This is a genomic window from Hymenobacter sediminicola (assembly GCF_014250515.1).
Lineage (GTDB): Bacteria > Bacteroidota > Bacteroidia > Cytophagales > Hymenobacteraceae > Hymenobacter > Hymenobacter sediminicola.
In genome coordinates, this window is sequence record NZ_CP060202.1 from 4,467,500 (window position 1) to 4,483,250 (window position 15,751).

Genomic DNA, 15,751 nt, shown 5'->3' on the forward strand with positions numbered 1-15,751 from the left:
ATTATTAAGTATATTATATATAATTACACAGTATTAACTCCTTATTCTTTCGCCTATGATTTACGGCAATACCGGTGGCCCGAGAGCGTCCCTGCGCATCCTTTTCTCTCTCCTCATCTTCATGAGCTCTGCCTTGGGTGTAAGAGCGCAGACCCACGAAATTGACCTAAGCCGCAACCTCACCGAAACCAAAACCGTCAGCAGCGGAACCGCCATCAAAATAAGGCTCATCAATATGCTTCCCGACAAAGCGGGGTACAGCATTGATGTGCAGCGCCGCTTTGTTAGCCTTCCTCCGCTCACCCTGCCCGATGCCCCGAAGCAGACCGGAGGGAATCCACCTGCCTTCTTGGAATCTTGCGAGAAACTAAAGAATGCGACGGACGCAGTGCTCGCCATTACGAAAGAAGATGAATTGCCTGTAGCGCTTGCCAAACTGAAAGCCGAAATAGCTGCGGCTCCGCCCGTGTCAGACGCCAACCCGACTGGTTGCAGTTATGAACTTCTTAGGGCGCGTGTGGTGATAGATGCCACTAGCTACGAGGCAGGCGATTATACGCTAAGCCAAGGCGAGATACTTGAGGTAACCATCACTCGCCAGCAAGATGGCAAGTTGAAGACTTGGAAGTACACCTATTCTACTCAAGCCCGAGGTGAGTGGCAGATATCCTACGGTTTCTCCTTTATAACCCAAGGGTTTAGCAAAGAGAATGTCTTTTTCGCTTCACCACAGGATAGTGCCTACACCATCAAAAAAGAGTCTAATCGGCGGAAGCTCAGCTTCGCTCCTTCCATTTTCTTTACCTGGGTGCCGCAAAAATCGCTTAGCCAGAACTGGTCCTGGAGCCTGTCCGGGGGGCTCGGGTTTGACTTCGAGAGTCCTACGGTTTTCCTAGGGCCTACTGTTTCCTTTAACCAGAATGTCAAGTTCAACTTCGGCGTGGTCGCCCACAAGCAGCGCGTACTTCTGGGCAAGTATGAGGAGAATCAGCGAATTACTGAATCGCTGACTGAGGATCAGCTCCATGATGACCTGTACCGACTTAATCCTTTCTTCTCACTCTCCCTGCGTTTCACTCAGAATCCATTCGAGCGCGGGGATGATTAATCCTTCGTCTTTCAGGCAAGTACGCAGCTGAAAAGCTCATTCCAGAAGTGTCGGCTGTGGTTTGTAGTGCTTATGCGCTAAGCAGGTATCTCACCTACGGGAATGCGATGGACTTAGCCTAGCCCCCCTTCTGCCGCACGTATCTTATTGAAAGCCGTTACAGGCAAGAATACACCCAGCACATAATTTTCGGCGCATATAGAACTCGAAGCCGGGTTAGTAGCTTCGCTTTGGGACGGGCGCAAACGCCTGGATTTCGGGTGTTTTGGCGAAGTCGGCGACGTGAAGCGGCCTGTCAGTGCCGATGCACGAGATAAGATACATGATGTGCTTGCAGGCACTGCAAGTACGGGTGCTTTGCTACTTAGTTGCTTGTCAATGAGCAAAAAGCGGACCTCCCATCACGGAAGGCAGCGTATCACACCCGTCCGGCATGGGTGGTGCTGCGGGGCCATATTACGCTGGGCTTACCTCTGCGTCGGGTTAGTAAACGCGAAAGCCCCAACCATGGTGGCTGGGGCTGACCTTGGCGTGTGGCATGCCTTCTAAACGTCGTAGCGTACATGCAGCACCACGGCGCAGGTATCGTCCGGCTCCTGGCCGAACAGGCTCTGATACTCTTCCATCGTGAGGCAGTCTGACAGCACCGTGCGCGGGTCGGGCAGGGCGTTGGAGTCATAGCCGTGGGTGGCATACTCGCGGGCATCGGCGTAGGCTGCCTGCGGTGAGTAGGCCAGCGCCGTAAACGCATGGGTAAAGCCGGGCGCGGGTACCGGGACGCTTTGAAAAGCTGCTTCCGAATCAATGCCTAAATACTCGATGTGGAAGGCGCTAACAGTAGCGGGGTAAGTAGGGCGGGCCGTAGCAGTTTGAATAGCCTGCCGGGCATAGCGAAAGGCCGTGACAGGGCTTGTGGCCTCTTGGGTCTGCAATGGCAAGGCGCGGCCGGGCAGCGTGAAAGACGTGTAGTAGTAGGTGGTACCGGTTTGGTTCGTATAGCTTTCGGCGGTGATGCTGGACACGAGGGGCACCAGAGCGGTAATCAGTTGGGGGAAGTAAAGAGCTTTCATTACCTTGGGCTTGACTTGACAGTTAATTGGGTTTCGGCCTGATTTAGAAGGCCCATCCGTTCGTACCGGATGGGCCTTCTTTTTTCGTCGTGGTATCGTGGCGGCTTAGGCGGCAACGTGGCGCACTACTGTCCACATTTCGCGTACTTCCTGCTTGTTCCATGTGTAGTCCGTAAACGAGCCGCTCTCATCGGAAAAGGTATAGCTCTCTTCTTCCTCATCGAATGCTACCGCTTGCACGCGGCCCAGATAAGAGGATAGTTCGTTTGCGCCTTCTGCGTCTTGGTAGTGGGCAGCGTACAGGGCCAGCGCGCCAACAGGTGCCCATTTCCATACGGCTACAGGTTCGGCCACTACAAACACATCAAAGTCAGTTCCGGCCACATCGGCAGGCACCAGAAATACCTTGCAAGCTTTGCGGGCTTCGTCGTTGGTAAGCTCCACGGGGCAGGTGGTAACGGGGGCCAAATAGCGGCTAACGTCAGGCGCGTTCGTGGCGGCGGGGGCAGTGGCGGGGGTTGATGCAGTAAACATGACGTTGACAGTTTGTGCCGGCTTCGTTACCGACATGACAAAGGTGCAACATATAATTTATATGTACAAGTTTTAAATAACATATTTATTAAAAGCAATTATAATTTGTTGACCGTCAGCTCAATAAAATAAAGCTCGCCGGTCCAATTTGGGGCCCGCTATTCTTGGGCAGTATACAGATAGTGAACGCCAAGGATTTGCCGTAGGGCGTTGAGCCTTTCCCGGCTGGCTGCGCTACGCCCTTTCCCTTGTAAGAGCTGGCCAATTGCTATCGGGTCGTCCTCTATCTCCTTGGCAATGTGGCGCACACTATAACGGCCTCCATTAGTGGCCCACCAAACGCGCAGGTGCTCCCACTCGGCGGCCAGTGTTGGGTCGCTGGCGCTTTCAATCGTAGGCTTTCGGCCGGGCTTGTCGCGCTCTTTGCCGGGTTGCCGGTTTTGCTTTGTTCCTGGCTTGGGGCCTCGTTTCTTCTCTGGCTGGGGCAACTGCTCGCTGCTTGCTTCGGGGTTTTTCATAGAGGTAAACTTACGTATACAACGAGCCTAATACAACTAATGGTGTACATATAAATAAGTTGACTCCTACCTTGCTGACTGCTCTACAGTTTCTCTTTCCCTTCTCCCTTACGCCTGGACTGCAGAGGACTTATTGAATAGCCATCGGGTTGGGGGCTGGGTGCTGTTTGGACCCCACGGGGTATAGGATAATCGCTTTCCCTTTTGGCCTATCTACCATAGGATATAGGGCTTGGTCTTCAATCCTACTCACACGAGCTGCCTATTCAAACAGCCTTGCCGGGAATTTCCGGTGTTGGGGCAAGGGGAACAGTTTTCTCGCCTGCTCCCGTAATTCCCGCTTAATCCTCAATGCCAGCCCGTAACCTTTGGGGGTAAGTAACAGCTGACGCGCAGCACGCCGACGTGGGGCGATGCGGGTGATGTAGCCTTCCGCTGCCAGCTTGCATACATAGGTTCGCAGCAGACCAGTAGATAGCCAGCCTGTATCCAACGCGGGTGTTGTTGGATTCACGTCTACCTGACTGGCATAGGTATCGACCAGCAGAAGTAGACTCATGCAGGCGGGTTCTAAGCCAGTTTCCTTGTGGAAGCGGTAAAATACGGATGGGCCGACCACCAGATAGGTTAGAGGATGCGGGTCAGACGGGTGAGATGTGGTGTAGGGCATAAAGTGTGGGAATGGCGTGCGTACGGGCAGGATTTAGGGAGCCTCGCAAGGAGTATTCAGCCAGCAGGTGAACGGCTGAATGGGAAGTGGAAAGTCGTGAGGGATCTAGTCCATTGCTGTATCTACACACGTTTTTCAAACCAACTAGCCCCTCCCTCTCTTTTTCAGGCCACCCGGTTGCCGGGAAAGGCCGGGTAATGGGACCGGGTAGGTGCTTGATGCGCTACCCGGCTGATTTTGTGAGACAGACACGCAGAGCTTATACCAATACGCGCTCTCCCAAGCCCATCGGGTCGGTGTCGAACAATATGTGTCCGTACGAACTGGTTAGCCGCTGCAGGGGCTGCACATCCTGATGCTGGCTAATAGCGAGGCGGGCGTGCTCAACATACTGCGGCAGGGAAAGCAGAACGGCAGCCTGCTGGGCGGCTTGCTCGAATTGCAACGGAATCTGGCTCAGACTGGCTTGCACATTAAGCTGGGCAAGCTTGCTTTTGCGCTGCATGGCCGGATGGTTGACCAAGGCCTGAGCAGTACGCTCTCCCCGTTCGCGCTCCTTACCGGGCAGTTGGGTGAGGTAGGCAGTCAATTCCGGGCTTATAGCCAGCGCCTGGGCGTGACGGGTGAGCATATCCAGCAGGAAGTGAGGCAGGTCGCCGGGTGCCTTGAGGGGCGGGCCAGGTGTAGGGGCAGGCCGGGGGTAAGAGAAAGGGTAAAGCCGTTCTCCATCACGGGCAACAGCATTGTCCCACAATTCGCTTAGTACGAACTCCATATAGGCGAGTTCTTCACAAATCAGGCTGTTTAGTCCAAGTTCCGCCAATAGCACGGTTCGGCGGGCTTTTCTGGTGGCGGGGTACTGGCGCAACAGTAATGCTTGCTCGTACTGCAGGGCCGCTTGCACAAATTCCAGAGCGGTGCGGGGAGAAGGGTTTATTGGGGAGGGGACAGACATGTGAAAGGGAAGGAAGGCTAGGAAAGGTTAAACAGTGGCATCCCAGCTTGCAGGGTACCCAGGCCAATCAGCAAGTATCAGGTCAGCCAAGTCGTAGCCCTTGGCTTTCTGCTCGGCAGTGCAGACAGTTTCGAGATAATCCGACATGGTAATGTTAAAGCCTTGCTTGCGCAGTTCGGCAGCTTTGTCAGCCCACAGTTGATAAGCACTACCGTTGGTCGAGGCATCAGGCCACAGCACAATGCAACGGTCTTTGATGGGGGCCAACCGGGCAGGTGTGAGGTTAGAAAGGGAGCCAACAGCCAGCCATAGAAAAGCAGGAAAATGGGGCGTAGCGAGAACTGCGGTCTTTGCGGCTTCAGTCAGAGCAACAGTTTGCCCGGCCGGTGCCTCTGCCAGTTGTCCAAGCCCATAGAGGCAGGGCGATTTGGCGACCTCAGGGCGTAGGTACTCGCGCAACCACTTTGGCAACTCGCGACCCTGTTTCTGGTGAGCCCTTTCTAAGGCCTTATGCACCCAGTTGGTATAGCGGTGTTTCGTTCCATCGGCCAATCTCTTTTTTACCGTGTGGCCTGTCTCATCAAATAGCACCACTTGCCCGCCTCGCATTCTCCCTACCTCGTCCCGCTGCCAGAAAATAGTGGCGCCCTGCCAGTAATTAGAAGTTCCTATCTCGAATCGGCGTATCAGCTCGTCTGCTTCTGCCCCACCATACAACCGCTCTAAAAGCCGGACGAAGTTGTTGCAGGAGTAGTCACGCATTGACCGCTTTACCACTTCCTCCGGAATAATACCCAGCGGGGCAGGTCGCGGCGCGGGTTGGCTCATGTACCACGTCCTATTAGTGGCCGACTGGCTTTCTCTTACTTCGTCAGCGTATGAACGGCCAGTGGTGCCTTTATCGGATGGGTTCAGGTGATAGCCGCATTCAGCCTCTCTATTGCAGCGACCAAGGTGTTCCGGCAACAGGTCGCCGGTTAGAGTGTCGAGGTAGCGAGTAAATTCGTGGGGTTTGCCACAGGCAGGGCAAGTGTGCCGAGTTTTACGGCCAGCGTAAGCCTGTAAGGTGTAGCGGTGTACGCACATGGGTGAGTAGGTATGGCCGTGCGGGTGCGTAAAGTGCGTAGTGCGTAACCGTTACGCACCTACGCATTCTACGCACCCCGGCTGGTGGTTAGGCGACTTTGAGCCAGTTTCGAATGCTGCCCTCACTCACATTGAAGCGGCGAGCAATTTCCCGATTGGAGGTACCCTGTTGGCTTAACTCCAATGCCTTTCTGCGGCGCGCCTCACCGTCCATATTGCGGGCGGATGTTACAGCAGCTTCGCGGGGCATTCGGGCAAACAGAGCCAGCGCGTGGCGGCGGTACACGTCGGCCAACAACAGTGCATTGGCAAAGTCATCGTCGGCGCACACCAGCCGCCCTGCCGGTACTGCACCAAAATCTGTCTGCCGCAGCAGTGTAAAGAGCATAGCCAGCCGAAAGGTGGACAGGCCCAGTCGCTTGATAATGCTACCGGCTTCCTCGCCATACACAGCCACCGCGTCAGCCAGCGCCTCGGCCCCGGCGTTGTTAAGCTGCTGCCATTGGCCGGGAGTGAGTTCGACGGATACAGGCTCAGTTACAGCGGCGATTAGGCTGGTAACGCGCTCAGCTAACTGGTCAAAGTGCTGCGAGAGGTTGCCTCGGCCATTGTCGGGGGCCACACTTCGCCATACCTGTGGCGGATTACAGTAGTAGAACAGAAATCTACTAAACAGCCCATTTTCGGCGGAAGGAATGATGCCTGGAACCTGCCCCATCGTGGCCGTAAGCACTGTTGCCAACACCGGCGTATTCACTTCCAGATGCTCGCGCCCGGTCTTGCGCTGGCTGGTAATAGGCTCGTGATGGAACGCCTTGCGGAGTATGTCAGAGAAGTTGCCCCAGTCCTGTTTCAGAGGTCCAGCCAGCGTGTCGCCTTCGGTCTCACACATAATCAGGTGCCCGTCGTTATCACTTAGTGCCCCGACGATGGAGGCTGCGCTGCTGTTAGCCGGAACGTAGAGCTGCCGGAACTTGGGAACAGCGGGGGGAGCTTCGGCCGGGGCAATTAGCTGTCTGGCCTTACTCATTGTGCGTTTCTGCTGGTTGTACTGGTCTAGCTCTGCCTCATAACGCTGGGCCTCCTCCTTGCTTTCAGTCACTCGGGCAGCGTGGGTGGGATAGGCCAGCTTCCGTGCCATTCCCATGCCGCCTTTCCCATTGGCGGCTGGCGCAATCACGAACACGTACAGCGCAGCCCATACTGTTAGCCCATCGTACTGTCCCGTCAGTTTAGGAAAACAGCCGGACAAGATGCCCAGGATGCTGGTTAGGGCAATATCCCTTTCATGCCCTGAGTGATACGGCAGAACGCTCTGCTGTAGAATTGTAGGCAGGCAGGTATATACCTCGTCAGGAATGGTGGGCGTTTCGGGCTGGTCCTCCTCTACACTGACGGTATCAGTAGAAAAAGCACTTGGCTGATCTAATCGGGTGGCAAGCTCTGCAGCATACGCCTGGGCACCAGCCAAGCTCGGGCCGGTTGGTTGGCTATGCATTGGTGCGGCCCTCCCCTACCTTCTTCGCTTTGCTGGCTGGCTTCGGTTTTGCGGCTGCCTTGCGTCGGCGCTTTGGTGACACGGCCTTACGAATGACTTCAAGAAGATCATGCGTTGGCTTAGTTACCTGTGCCAAGTCAAGAGCGGCCCAATCAAGGCGCGACTGCCTTAAGTTCTCTCCTAGTACAGCTACGATACAGCATTCCAGCTCATCGACCGTGACATGAAATCGGCGAGCAATATTGTTCGCCCCGGTAGGGCTGAACGCCAACACAGGCACCGAATGCAGTAAAGAAAAAAGCACGGGCTTTGCCTTAAGTATCGCCCATCCTTTCGTAACTTGGTCTAGCTTCCCGGCTAAACCAACCTGTTTTTCTGACCCGCTAGTCCTCATCCTAGCGGGTTTTGTTTGTGGTAGACTTCCGACGAGCGTGCAGGCGTGTACCGTCTGGTTTTGTGCGGGCTTTGAGTGCCGTCAGCACTTCAGGGCGCGAGTAAAATACGCGGCGACCCACGGTTAGCGGGTTCAAAATGCCTTCCTTCTCCCAGTTCCGAACGGTCTGGGTGCAGATGTCGAACTCGGCCCGCAATGCGTGGCGCGTCATCATCTGCTCTTGCTTGGCCTGCTCCTTTTGGGCAAGCTGCCACTTGCGCATTTCATCGGCTACCCATTGGCTAACGACTTCGCGGAAGGGCGCAAAGACAGTGGCTAATACGGTTGCCGGGTCGGTGGAAGGTGGTACGCCGTAAGGCGCGGGGGTGGTGTGGTAAGTGGTCATATTGCCTATGCTGTTAGTTGCAGCAAGGGCAAATTGTGACTATATGATGGGCGTTAAGTGGCTGTCCTGTGCTTGTCCGGCTGTTGTCCTCAGCCTGTCCAAATAGGTGTCAAATAATCTTATTGTCACCCTGTTGGCTGTCCGGCTATTGTCCTCGCACTTTAGCGCTTGCCTGCTCCAAATGATTTAGCTGAAGACTTCTGCCTATTCCACCATTCCCCCCCTGCCTTGAAGATCCCTCCACTAATCCTTCCTCTATTGCCCTCTTCTATTTTTACTTCTGTGTCGGCCGCAGCTGTATAATAATCTTGTGGGAAATCGCCGTCACTGCCGCGTTGAAGCTTGACGCGCTGAGTACTAGCGAAAGAAAATCCATACTTCTCCCCTAGCTGTTTGGTCAGTTTCTCGGCTGATCCTCCTCCTTCCAAATAGGAATAATAAATTAACGCTTCTACTGCGCCTCTAAATGCGGCGGGGCTTATTATCCTGTCAGCCTGCGGTTTATTAGCTGCCGTAATCCACCCCAGCTTAGTAAATATCGCATCACAATCGCTTTCATCTCCAGCCGAGCCATACTTGATAGCTGTATCTATTCCTTTATCCTCTGACTGTAATATGTCGCCGTTTGTGTCGTCGTAGAAATATAGTTCATCATACATTTTTTGCCCACGAGCCTCTGCATCCTCCTTGTCCCTCAACCATTCGATAGCAAATTCAGCCCTGATTCTATTCTTAGAGTTACACTCATAATAATTAGTGCTCCCATGCTTGGCAATAATATCGCCTACGTCCCACTTGCCTCCATTCTCAGGGCTAGGCAACGGCATAAACATATTGTCTCCGGCCGGTATGATAATCGCCGCGCCGTCATCGAAGTAGTTGTTGATTTCTAACAGCCGCATCAGCCCACGCACATACTCCCTATCGCAAGCGTCGCCATATAATTCAGAACTTAACGTATCCTTGATATCCATAGGCCAACTTCTTAGAATCTCTAAGAACCACCGCATCTCAGGCATACGATGCCCACAATATGGCGTGGGAAAGTCTTGGTGCCAGTAAGTCCCCTTACTACTATTACTGTATTCAACGGCCCGCTCCTCTGCCCATAGAGAGGGATTGTCTTGCTTCGTAAATATTCTAGTTGTTTCCCCTTGGAAAGTATGCTCTACATAGCTGCCATATTTAGCGGACATGAAGTCATAATGCATCCGGCCGTACTGCTCTCTTTCGTACTTGGTTGCTCCTTTGTAGCGTGGCATATTTTAGGGCTTGATTATTCGGCCTCGTCGGCCCACATTTTAGAAAACTCGGCGCGCTGGTGGTTTTCCTGCACATCCAGATAACGGCTCAAACTTTTATAGCTTTTATGCCCGGTTGCCTTCATTATTGCCGGGATAGGAATACCTCGCGCAATAGCTATGCTGCAAAAGGTCTTACGGCCACTGTGTGAACTAATTAGCTCGAACTTAGGGTGGTTGGTCTTCTCCCGTTTGCCGGCCCTCCACATCAGCCACTCTGTAAGGGTATCAATGCCAGCCCTCTGACACAGTTCCTTAATTGCCCGGTTGAATACCTGGTTGGTGATGGGACGAACCTGACCCGTCCATATTCCCTCAAGAATAGCACGGGCCTTGGGGCTGACAGGAATTGTGAGAGTGTCCCGCGTCTTCTGTGTGGTCAATCGTAAGAAGTCCCCCTTATCATGCTCTCGCCGCAAGGCTGCAACGTCTGAGAAGCGGAGCCCACAATAGCAGCTCAGCAGAAACAGGGAGCGTACATTGTCGAGGTAGTGCCCCTCCGGCAGTGAGAAATTTTCTAGCTGGCGTAATTCATCGGCGGTTAGAGCAATGATCGGGGTATCACGCTTCGCCCACTTCCAACGCGTGTACGCTTGGTTGGTAGTGCGGCCCCGGCCTACGGCATCACTCAGGAACTGCTTCAGCAAGGACACCTGCTTACTCAGGCTATTATCGGTTAGGCGGGCCTCATCTAGCAGATAAGCGGTGAGTCGGTCGCCAAATTCGGCGGTCAGGTCGTCGTAAGTAAGCGACTGTCCTTGCTGCCCTTCGGGGATAGCTTCCCAGAATTTAGTAAGGTGAGCAAACGTCGTCTTAAATGATTTAACAGTGGCCGGCTGTTTGCTCAAGGCCATCCGCTGAATGAAAGCAGCGAAATCAACCAGTGGCATGGGTTGGTTGGGCTCTGTCGCCGGTGCTTCGGTCTGCTTAGGCTCTACCACGGCGCGCAGTTCATCAGCCGTAGGCAGATGCCCGGCAGCCATTCTGTCACGATGATAGACACGCAGGTTCTCGCGCATCATTTCGAGCCGCTGGTTCAGGCTCTCGTTATCTTCGGCTAATCGGCTACGTTCTGCTCTATCCTTTACCTCCGACGCCGCAAACACCGTGCGTAAGCGCTGCTCCTGGCCCAGCCAATGAGAAGGTGGTACACTTATGCTGGTGTACACCTTCGAGCGTGTACCGCTGGCCGACACCATGAAAAATATAGGTGTTGCGGTCGAGGCCTTTGGCTCTTTGAGATATGCCCTTATGCTTGCCATCCTTCCAGGGGTTGCTGTCCCCACAAGGTACGAAAGAAACATTTAAAGGGGACACCCCAGGGGACACTAATCTGACACTTGATTTGCTACAACGTCATATAACATTGCCTCATCCATCCTATACACACATTCACAGCGTATCAAGGGAATAGAAAACATAATGGTTCGATTCCAATCATTACCACTAAAACCCTCTTAGCGCTGCGCTGAGAGGGTTTTTTGTTTTCAACTAAATCGTTTACAGCCTGTATCGAGTAGCTTGTACAAGCAAGCTCATGCTCAGTCAAATCTCTTAAAAACGCAGGCCTTAGCTAGGTTGAATAAGCCCATGATTTTCAGATCTTAATAGCATTTGCACTACCGTCACAGAAGTATTTTCAAGCCAATTTAGTTGGCAAAACTAATTATATTAGTATATTTGTTTTAGGTATTAGCAACTCACTTTAAACCCGATGTGGTCATGCAACAGGAGGCTTGTTATCAGGTGCTTTGCCAAGTGACGACAGCAGAACTGGAGCACGGCGAGGTGGTCAGCACCCAGCAGACTGAGCACAGACTCCTGACCGATACCTACGAGGTAACAGAAGTCTTTTCCGACTTATATGCCCAGTTCCGTGGCCCGCGGCTTCTGGGGCTGCAAATTTTATCTATCTGCCGGTGTCAATCCAAGCAAGCCGTAGCCGCGTGATATTCTGCATTACTCTGCTAAGCGAAAAAGCCGCTTCTCACTGCAATGAGAAGCGGCTTTTTGCTGTTACCCGTGGCCTGGCTAACGGCTCTTGAACTGCTGAATAGCCTGGCGGGTGAAATCCGACAGCACCAGCCGGCCGCTGATGCCGGCGCGCTCGGTGAGCAGCGTATCCCAGTGCTCCGTGCCCTGCCAGATGACGCGCTTGAGGTCGGTGAGGGCTTCGGGATTGTAAGCGGCCAGCTTGCGAGCGAAGGCCAGCACAGCAACATCTAGGGCTTCGATAGAGTCTACTACCTCAGCGTACAGGCCTTTTTGCTGGGCCCAGTCGGCGCTACGGAACTCGGCGGCATCCAGCGCAAGCTGGGCAAAGGCGGCGTTACCAATCTTCCGCTCCACAGCCGGGCCTACCACAAACGGGCCGATACCGACCACCAACTCACTTAGCTTCACGCTGGCCTGAGCCGTAGCAAAGCAGTAGTCGGTGGCGGCAGCCACGCCCACTCCGCCTCCAATAGCCTTGCCCTGCACCCGGCCGATAATAATTTTGGGCGAAGTTCGGCAGGCGTTAATCACCTTGGCAAAGCCCGAGAAAAATACCAGCCCCTGAGTCTCGTCCTCAATAGCTATCAACTCATCGAAGCTGGCACCGGCGCAGAAGGTCTTTTCGCCTTCGCTTTTCAGGATAATGACCTTGGTATCGGCAGCCTGACCCACCTGCGTGATGGTTTCGGCCAGCTGCGTGAGCAATGCGCCGGGCAGGGAGTTGTGGCTGGGGTGGAAGAAGCTGATGGTGGCAATGCCTTCCGGGGTAGTCTGGGTAGTAACGGTTCCTGTGGTCATGTGGGAAGTACGCTGAAAAAGAACGTCATGCTTCGACTTCGCTCAGCATGACGTTCTGAAAATCTATTCTTGGTTTTTTTTCTTCACCATCGTAAGGATAGTGGCAACGGCAACGGTTTCGCCGGTTTCGTCCGATACGTCTACCAGCCAGCGCACAATACCTTTGGCTACGTCCTCGGCGTCGCGCTTTTCCTGCCCAATCTTCTCCTTCACTGTTAGTTTCACCCCGATGGTCATGCCGGGATAGACGGGTTTGGTGAAGCGGCACTCGTCGAGGCCGTAGTTGAGCAGTACGGGGCCTTTGCGCGGATCCACGAACATGCCGGCGGCCTTGCTGAGCACGTAGTAGCCGTGGGCTACGCGCCCCGTGAAGAGAGTGCCTTCCAACGAAGTAGCATCTACATGGGCGTAAAAATTGTCGCCGGATACCTGCGCAAAGTTGGTGATATCCGCTTCCGACACGGTGTGGCGGTGCGTGGTGTAGGTCTGCCCGATTTCCAGCTCCTCGAAGTAGTGCTGGAAGGGGTGCTTGTCCTTCTCAATCTGCTTGGCTTTCGGCTGATATACTTCCGTAATGGCCGTAATCATGCTTGGGGAACCCTGAATGGCAACGCGCTGCATAAAGTGCTCTACGCCGCGCATGCCGCCCATTTCCTGGCCCCCACCCGCCCGGCCGGGTCCGCCGTGGATGAGCAGCGGCAGCGGCGAGCCATGCCCGGTGCTTTCCTTGGCTACTTCGCCGTTGAGAACCAGAATGCGGCCGTGGTGTGTGGCCGCGCCCAGCACGAATTCCTGCGCCGTAGCGGGGTCGTTGGTGGCTACGGAGCACACCAGGGAGCCTTTACCAAGGTTGGCCAGCTGAATGGCTTCGTCCACGTTCTTGTAGGGCATGAGCGTCGCCACCGGCCCGAAAGCTTCGATTTCGTGGCTGTCGGTGAACTTGAACGGCTCGGAGTTCAGCAGCACAATCGGCGACATGAAAGCCCCGGTTTTGCAGTCGCCGCCAATCACCTGCACGTTGTCCAGGTCGCCGTACACGATGGGTGTGTTTTTGGCCAGGCGCTGCACCTGCTCACGCACACGCTTCACCTGCTCAAGGCCAGCCAAAGCGCCCATGCGTACGCCTTCAGCCTGCGGATGGCCCACGGTGGTTTGCGCCAGGGCTTTGCCAAGGGCAATCTGCACGTCTTCCAGCAGGTTTTCGGGCACGATGGCGCGGCGGATGGCGGTGCATTTCTGCCCGGCCTTGGCCGTCATTTCCTTCCGTATCTCCTTGATGAACAGGTCAAATTCCATGGTTCCCGGTACCGCATCTGGCCCGAGCACGGCCGCGTTCAGCGAATCGGCTTCCATGGTGAAAGGCACGGCTTCGGAGAGGATGCGCGGGTGGCCCTTGAGCTTGCGGCCGGTTTCAGCCGAGCCCGTAAAGGTCACCACGTCCTGGTAAGTCACATGGTCGAGGATGCCCTGGCCCGAGCCTACGACCAGCTGCAGTGCGCCTTCGGGCAGAATTTTGGAGGCAATAATTTCGCGCACGACGGCCTCGGTGAGGTAAGCGGAGGGCAGCGCCGGTTTGATGATGGCCGGCATACCGGCCAGCAGGTTCACCGCAATTTTCTCCAGCATGCCCCAGATGGGGAAGTTGTAGGCATTGATGTGCACGGCCACGCCTTCCTTCGGCACCATAATGTGGTGGCCCATGAAGTTGCCGGCCTTCGACAGCGCAATGGGGTCCGACTCTACGTAGAAGGGCTTGTCGGGAAACTTGCGACGCAGCGAGGCATTGGCAAACAGGTTGCCGATACCGCCCTCAATGTCAATCCAAGAGTCGTCGCGGGTGGCGCCGCTACGGTAGCTGAGTGTGTAGAAATCTTCCTTTTTGCTGTCGAGGTGCAGCGCCAGGGCCTTGATCATGCGGCCCCGCTCGTGGAAGGTCATGTTGCGCAGCGCCTTATTGCCGACCCGGCGGGCGTAGTCGAGCATGGCGGCAAAGTCCAAGCCTTCGCCATTGGCAATGGCCACCACTTCGCCGGTGCTGGCGTCGTAGAGTTCCTGCTGGTCGCCGGTACCGGCCATCCAGCGGCCCAGGGCGTAGTTTCCGAGAAGTTCAGGCATGATAGAGGGAGGATGCAATGATGGAAGAATCGGGAAACAGACGCTTTTATCAAGCAAGCTGATTCCGTACTGGGTGCTTACAATTCCGGGCTATACCCGCTCAATAACAGCGGCGTAGCCCTGGCCCACACCAATGCACATCGTCACGAGGGCGTAGCGCTTTTGCTGGCGGTGCAGCTCCCGAACGGCGGCGTTGAGGATACGCGCGCCGCTCATGCCCAGCGGGTGGCCCAAAGCAATGGCGCCGCCGTTGGGGTTGATGCGCGGGTCGTTGTCTTGGAGGCCGAAGGCGCGGATGCAGGCTATGCTTTGCGCGGCAAATGCCTCGTTTAACTCAATTACGTCGATGTCGTTGAGCGCCAGGCCGGCCTTTTTCAGGGCCTGATGGGAAGCGGGCACCGGCCCGATACCCATGATGCGCGGCTCCACGCCGGCCACGCCCATGCTCACGATGCGGGCTTTGGGCGTCAGGTTGTGTTGCCGGATGCCGTCCTCGGAGGCAAGCAGTAGCGCGGCGGCGCCGTCATTCAGACCCGAGGCATTACCAGCCGTTACGGTGCCGGTTTTGCGGAAGGCGGGGCGCAGTTTGGCTAGTCCTTCCAGCGTGGTAGCAGGCTTCAAGAACTCGTCCTCAGCAAACTGGAGTGGCTCGCCTTTGCGCTGCGGAATGCCCACAGCCACAATTTCCTCGCCGAGCCGGCCACTACGTTGCGCTTCGGCGGCTTTTTGTTGGGAGTGCAGGGCAAACTGGTCCTGGTCGTCGCGGCTGATGCCGTACTGGTCCACCAGATTTTCGGCCGTTTCGCCCATGGCATCGGTGCCGTACAACTCCTGCATGCGCGGGTTGATGAAGCGCCAGCCGAAGCTGGAGTCAGCCATCTGCGAGTCGGTGCCGAAGCCTTTGGACGGTTTCGACATCACCAACGGCGCGCGAGTCATGTTTTCCACACCGCCGGAAATGAACAGGTCACCGTCGCCGCTCTGGATGGCGCGGGCCGCCCCGATGCTGGCCGAGAGGCCGGAAGCGCAGAGGCGGTTCACGGTTTCGCCGGGCACGGTGGTGGGCAGGCCGGCCAGCAGCAGCGCCATACGGGCCACGTTGCGGTTGTCTTCGCCGGCCTGGTTGGCGCAGCCCAGAATAACGTCGGCAATGGCGGCCGGGTCGGCGGACGGATTGCGGCGGAGCAGCTCCCGGATGGTCAGGGCCGCGAGGTCGTCGGGCCGAACGGCAGAAAGTGTCCCGCCGAAGTTGCCGATGGGCGTCCGAATGTCGTCAATGATATAGGCTTGGTTCATTGCAATTAAAAGTTATCAGGTGCCGGTG

The 15,751-nt window shown here is 55.5% G+C and carries 14 protein-coding genes and 1 pseudogene; 1 reads left to right on the forward strand and 14 read right to left on the reverse strand.

Annotated features, from left to right (window positions below):
- Window positions 1-55 precede the first annotated feature (55 nt).
- Entirely contained in the window at window positions 56-1,108 is a 1,053-nt protein-coding gene (locus H4317_RS19095) for a hypothetical protein (protein WP_185888129.1), read from the forward strand.
- Between the two features lie 545 nt (window positions 1,109-1,653).
- Here the strand turns inward: H4317_RS19095 and H4317_RS19100 are convergent.
- The 14 genes and pseudogenes from H4317_RS19100 to pcaF all read right to left on the reverse strand — a co-directional run bounded on the left by H4317_RS19100 (window position 1,654) and on the right by pcaF (window position 15,723).
- Complete coding sequence (locus tag H4317_RS19100) at window positions 1,654-2,178, reverse strand: hypothetical protein (protein WP_185888130.1); 525 nt, start codon at window positions 2,176-2,178, stop codon at window positions 1,654-1,656.
- A gap of 105 nt (window positions 2,179-2,283) precedes the next feature.
- A complete protein-coding gene (locus H4317_RS19105) occupies window positions 2,284-2,712 on the reverse strand; it encodes a hypothetical protein (RefSeq protein WP_185888131.1) in 429 nt (142 codons plus the stop codon).
- Between the two features lie 158 nt (window positions 2,713-2,870).
- Entirely contained in the window at window positions 2,871-3,230 is a 360-nt protein-coding gene (locus H4317_RS19110) for a hypothetical protein (protein WP_185888132.1), read from the reverse strand.
- Between the two features lie 262 nt (window positions 3,231-3,492).
- Window positions 3,493-3,900, reverse strand: coding sequence for a hypothetical protein (locus tag H4317_RS19115; protein ID WP_185888133.1), 408 nt, complete (start codon window positions 3,898-3,900; stop codon window positions 3,493-3,495).
- A gap of 259 nt (window positions 3,901-4,159) precedes the next feature.
- On the reverse strand, window positions 4,160-4,855 hold the full coding sequence (locus H4317_RS19120; protein WP_185888134.1) for a hypothetical protein: 696 nt from the start codon (window positions 4,853-4,855) through the stop codon (window positions 4,160-4,162).
- Between the two features lie 27 nt (window positions 4,856-4,882).
- Complete coding sequence (locus H4317_RS19125; RefSeq protein WP_260625899.1) at window positions 4,883-5,617, reverse strand: DUF6371 domain-containing protein; 735 nt, start codon at window positions 5,615-5,617, stop codon at window positions 4,883-4,885.
- A 195-nt stretch (window positions 5,618-5,812) separates the two neighbouring features.
- Window positions 5,813-5,941 (reverse strand): annotated as a pseudogene (locus tag H4317_RS19450) (hypothetical protein); the annotation flags it as partial.
- Window positions 5,942-6,029: 88 nt separating this feature from the next.
- Window positions 6,030-7,193, reverse strand: coding sequence for a DUF3987 domain-containing protein (locus H4317_RS19130; RefSeq protein WP_185888136.1), 1,164 nt, complete (start codon window positions 7,191-7,193; stop codon window positions 6,030-6,032).
- A 641-nt stretch (window positions 7,194-7,834) separates the two neighbouring features.
- Entirely contained in the window at window positions 7,835-8,218 is a 384-nt protein-coding gene (locus H4317_RS19135) for a MerR family transcriptional regulator (protein WP_185888137.1), read from the reverse strand.
- 161 nt (window positions 8,219-8,379) lie between these two features.
- Window positions 8,380-9,480, reverse strand: a complete 1,101-nt coding sequence (locus H4317_RS19140) for a hypothetical protein (protein WP_185888138.1) — start codon at window positions 9,478-9,480, stop codon at window positions 8,380-8,382.
- A gap of 14 nt (window positions 9,481-9,494) precedes the next feature.
- The gene (locus H4317_RS19145; RefSeq protein WP_185888139.1) at window positions 9,495-10,823 is read right to left on the reverse strand and encodes a site-specific integrase; all 1,329 of its coding nucleotides are present in this window, start codon (window positions 10,821-10,823) and stop codon (window positions 9,495-9,497) included.
- 727 nt (window positions 10,824-11,550) lie between these two features.
- Window positions 11,551-12,312: an enoyl-CoA hydratase/isomerase family protein gene (locus H4317_RS19150; RefSeq protein ID WP_185888140.1), complete on the reverse strand. Its 762-nt coding sequence runs from the start codon at window positions 12,310-12,312 to the stop codon at window positions 11,551-11,553.
- Window positions 12,313-12,375: 63 nt separating this feature from the next.
- Complete coding sequence (gene paaZ / locus H4317_RS19155; protein ID WP_185888141.1) at window positions 12,376-14,427, reverse strand: phenylacetic acid degradation bifunctional protein PaaZ; 2,052 nt, start codon at window positions 14,425-14,427, stop codon at window positions 12,376-12,378.
- Window positions 14,428-14,517: 90 nt separating this feature from the next.
- On the reverse strand, window positions 14,518-15,723 hold the full coding sequence (gene pcaF, locus H4317_RS19160; protein ID WP_185888142.1) for a 3-oxoadipyl-CoA thiolase: 1,206 nt from the start codon (window positions 15,721-15,723) through the stop codon (window positions 14,518-14,520).
- Window positions 15,724-15,751 lie beyond the last annotated feature (28 nt).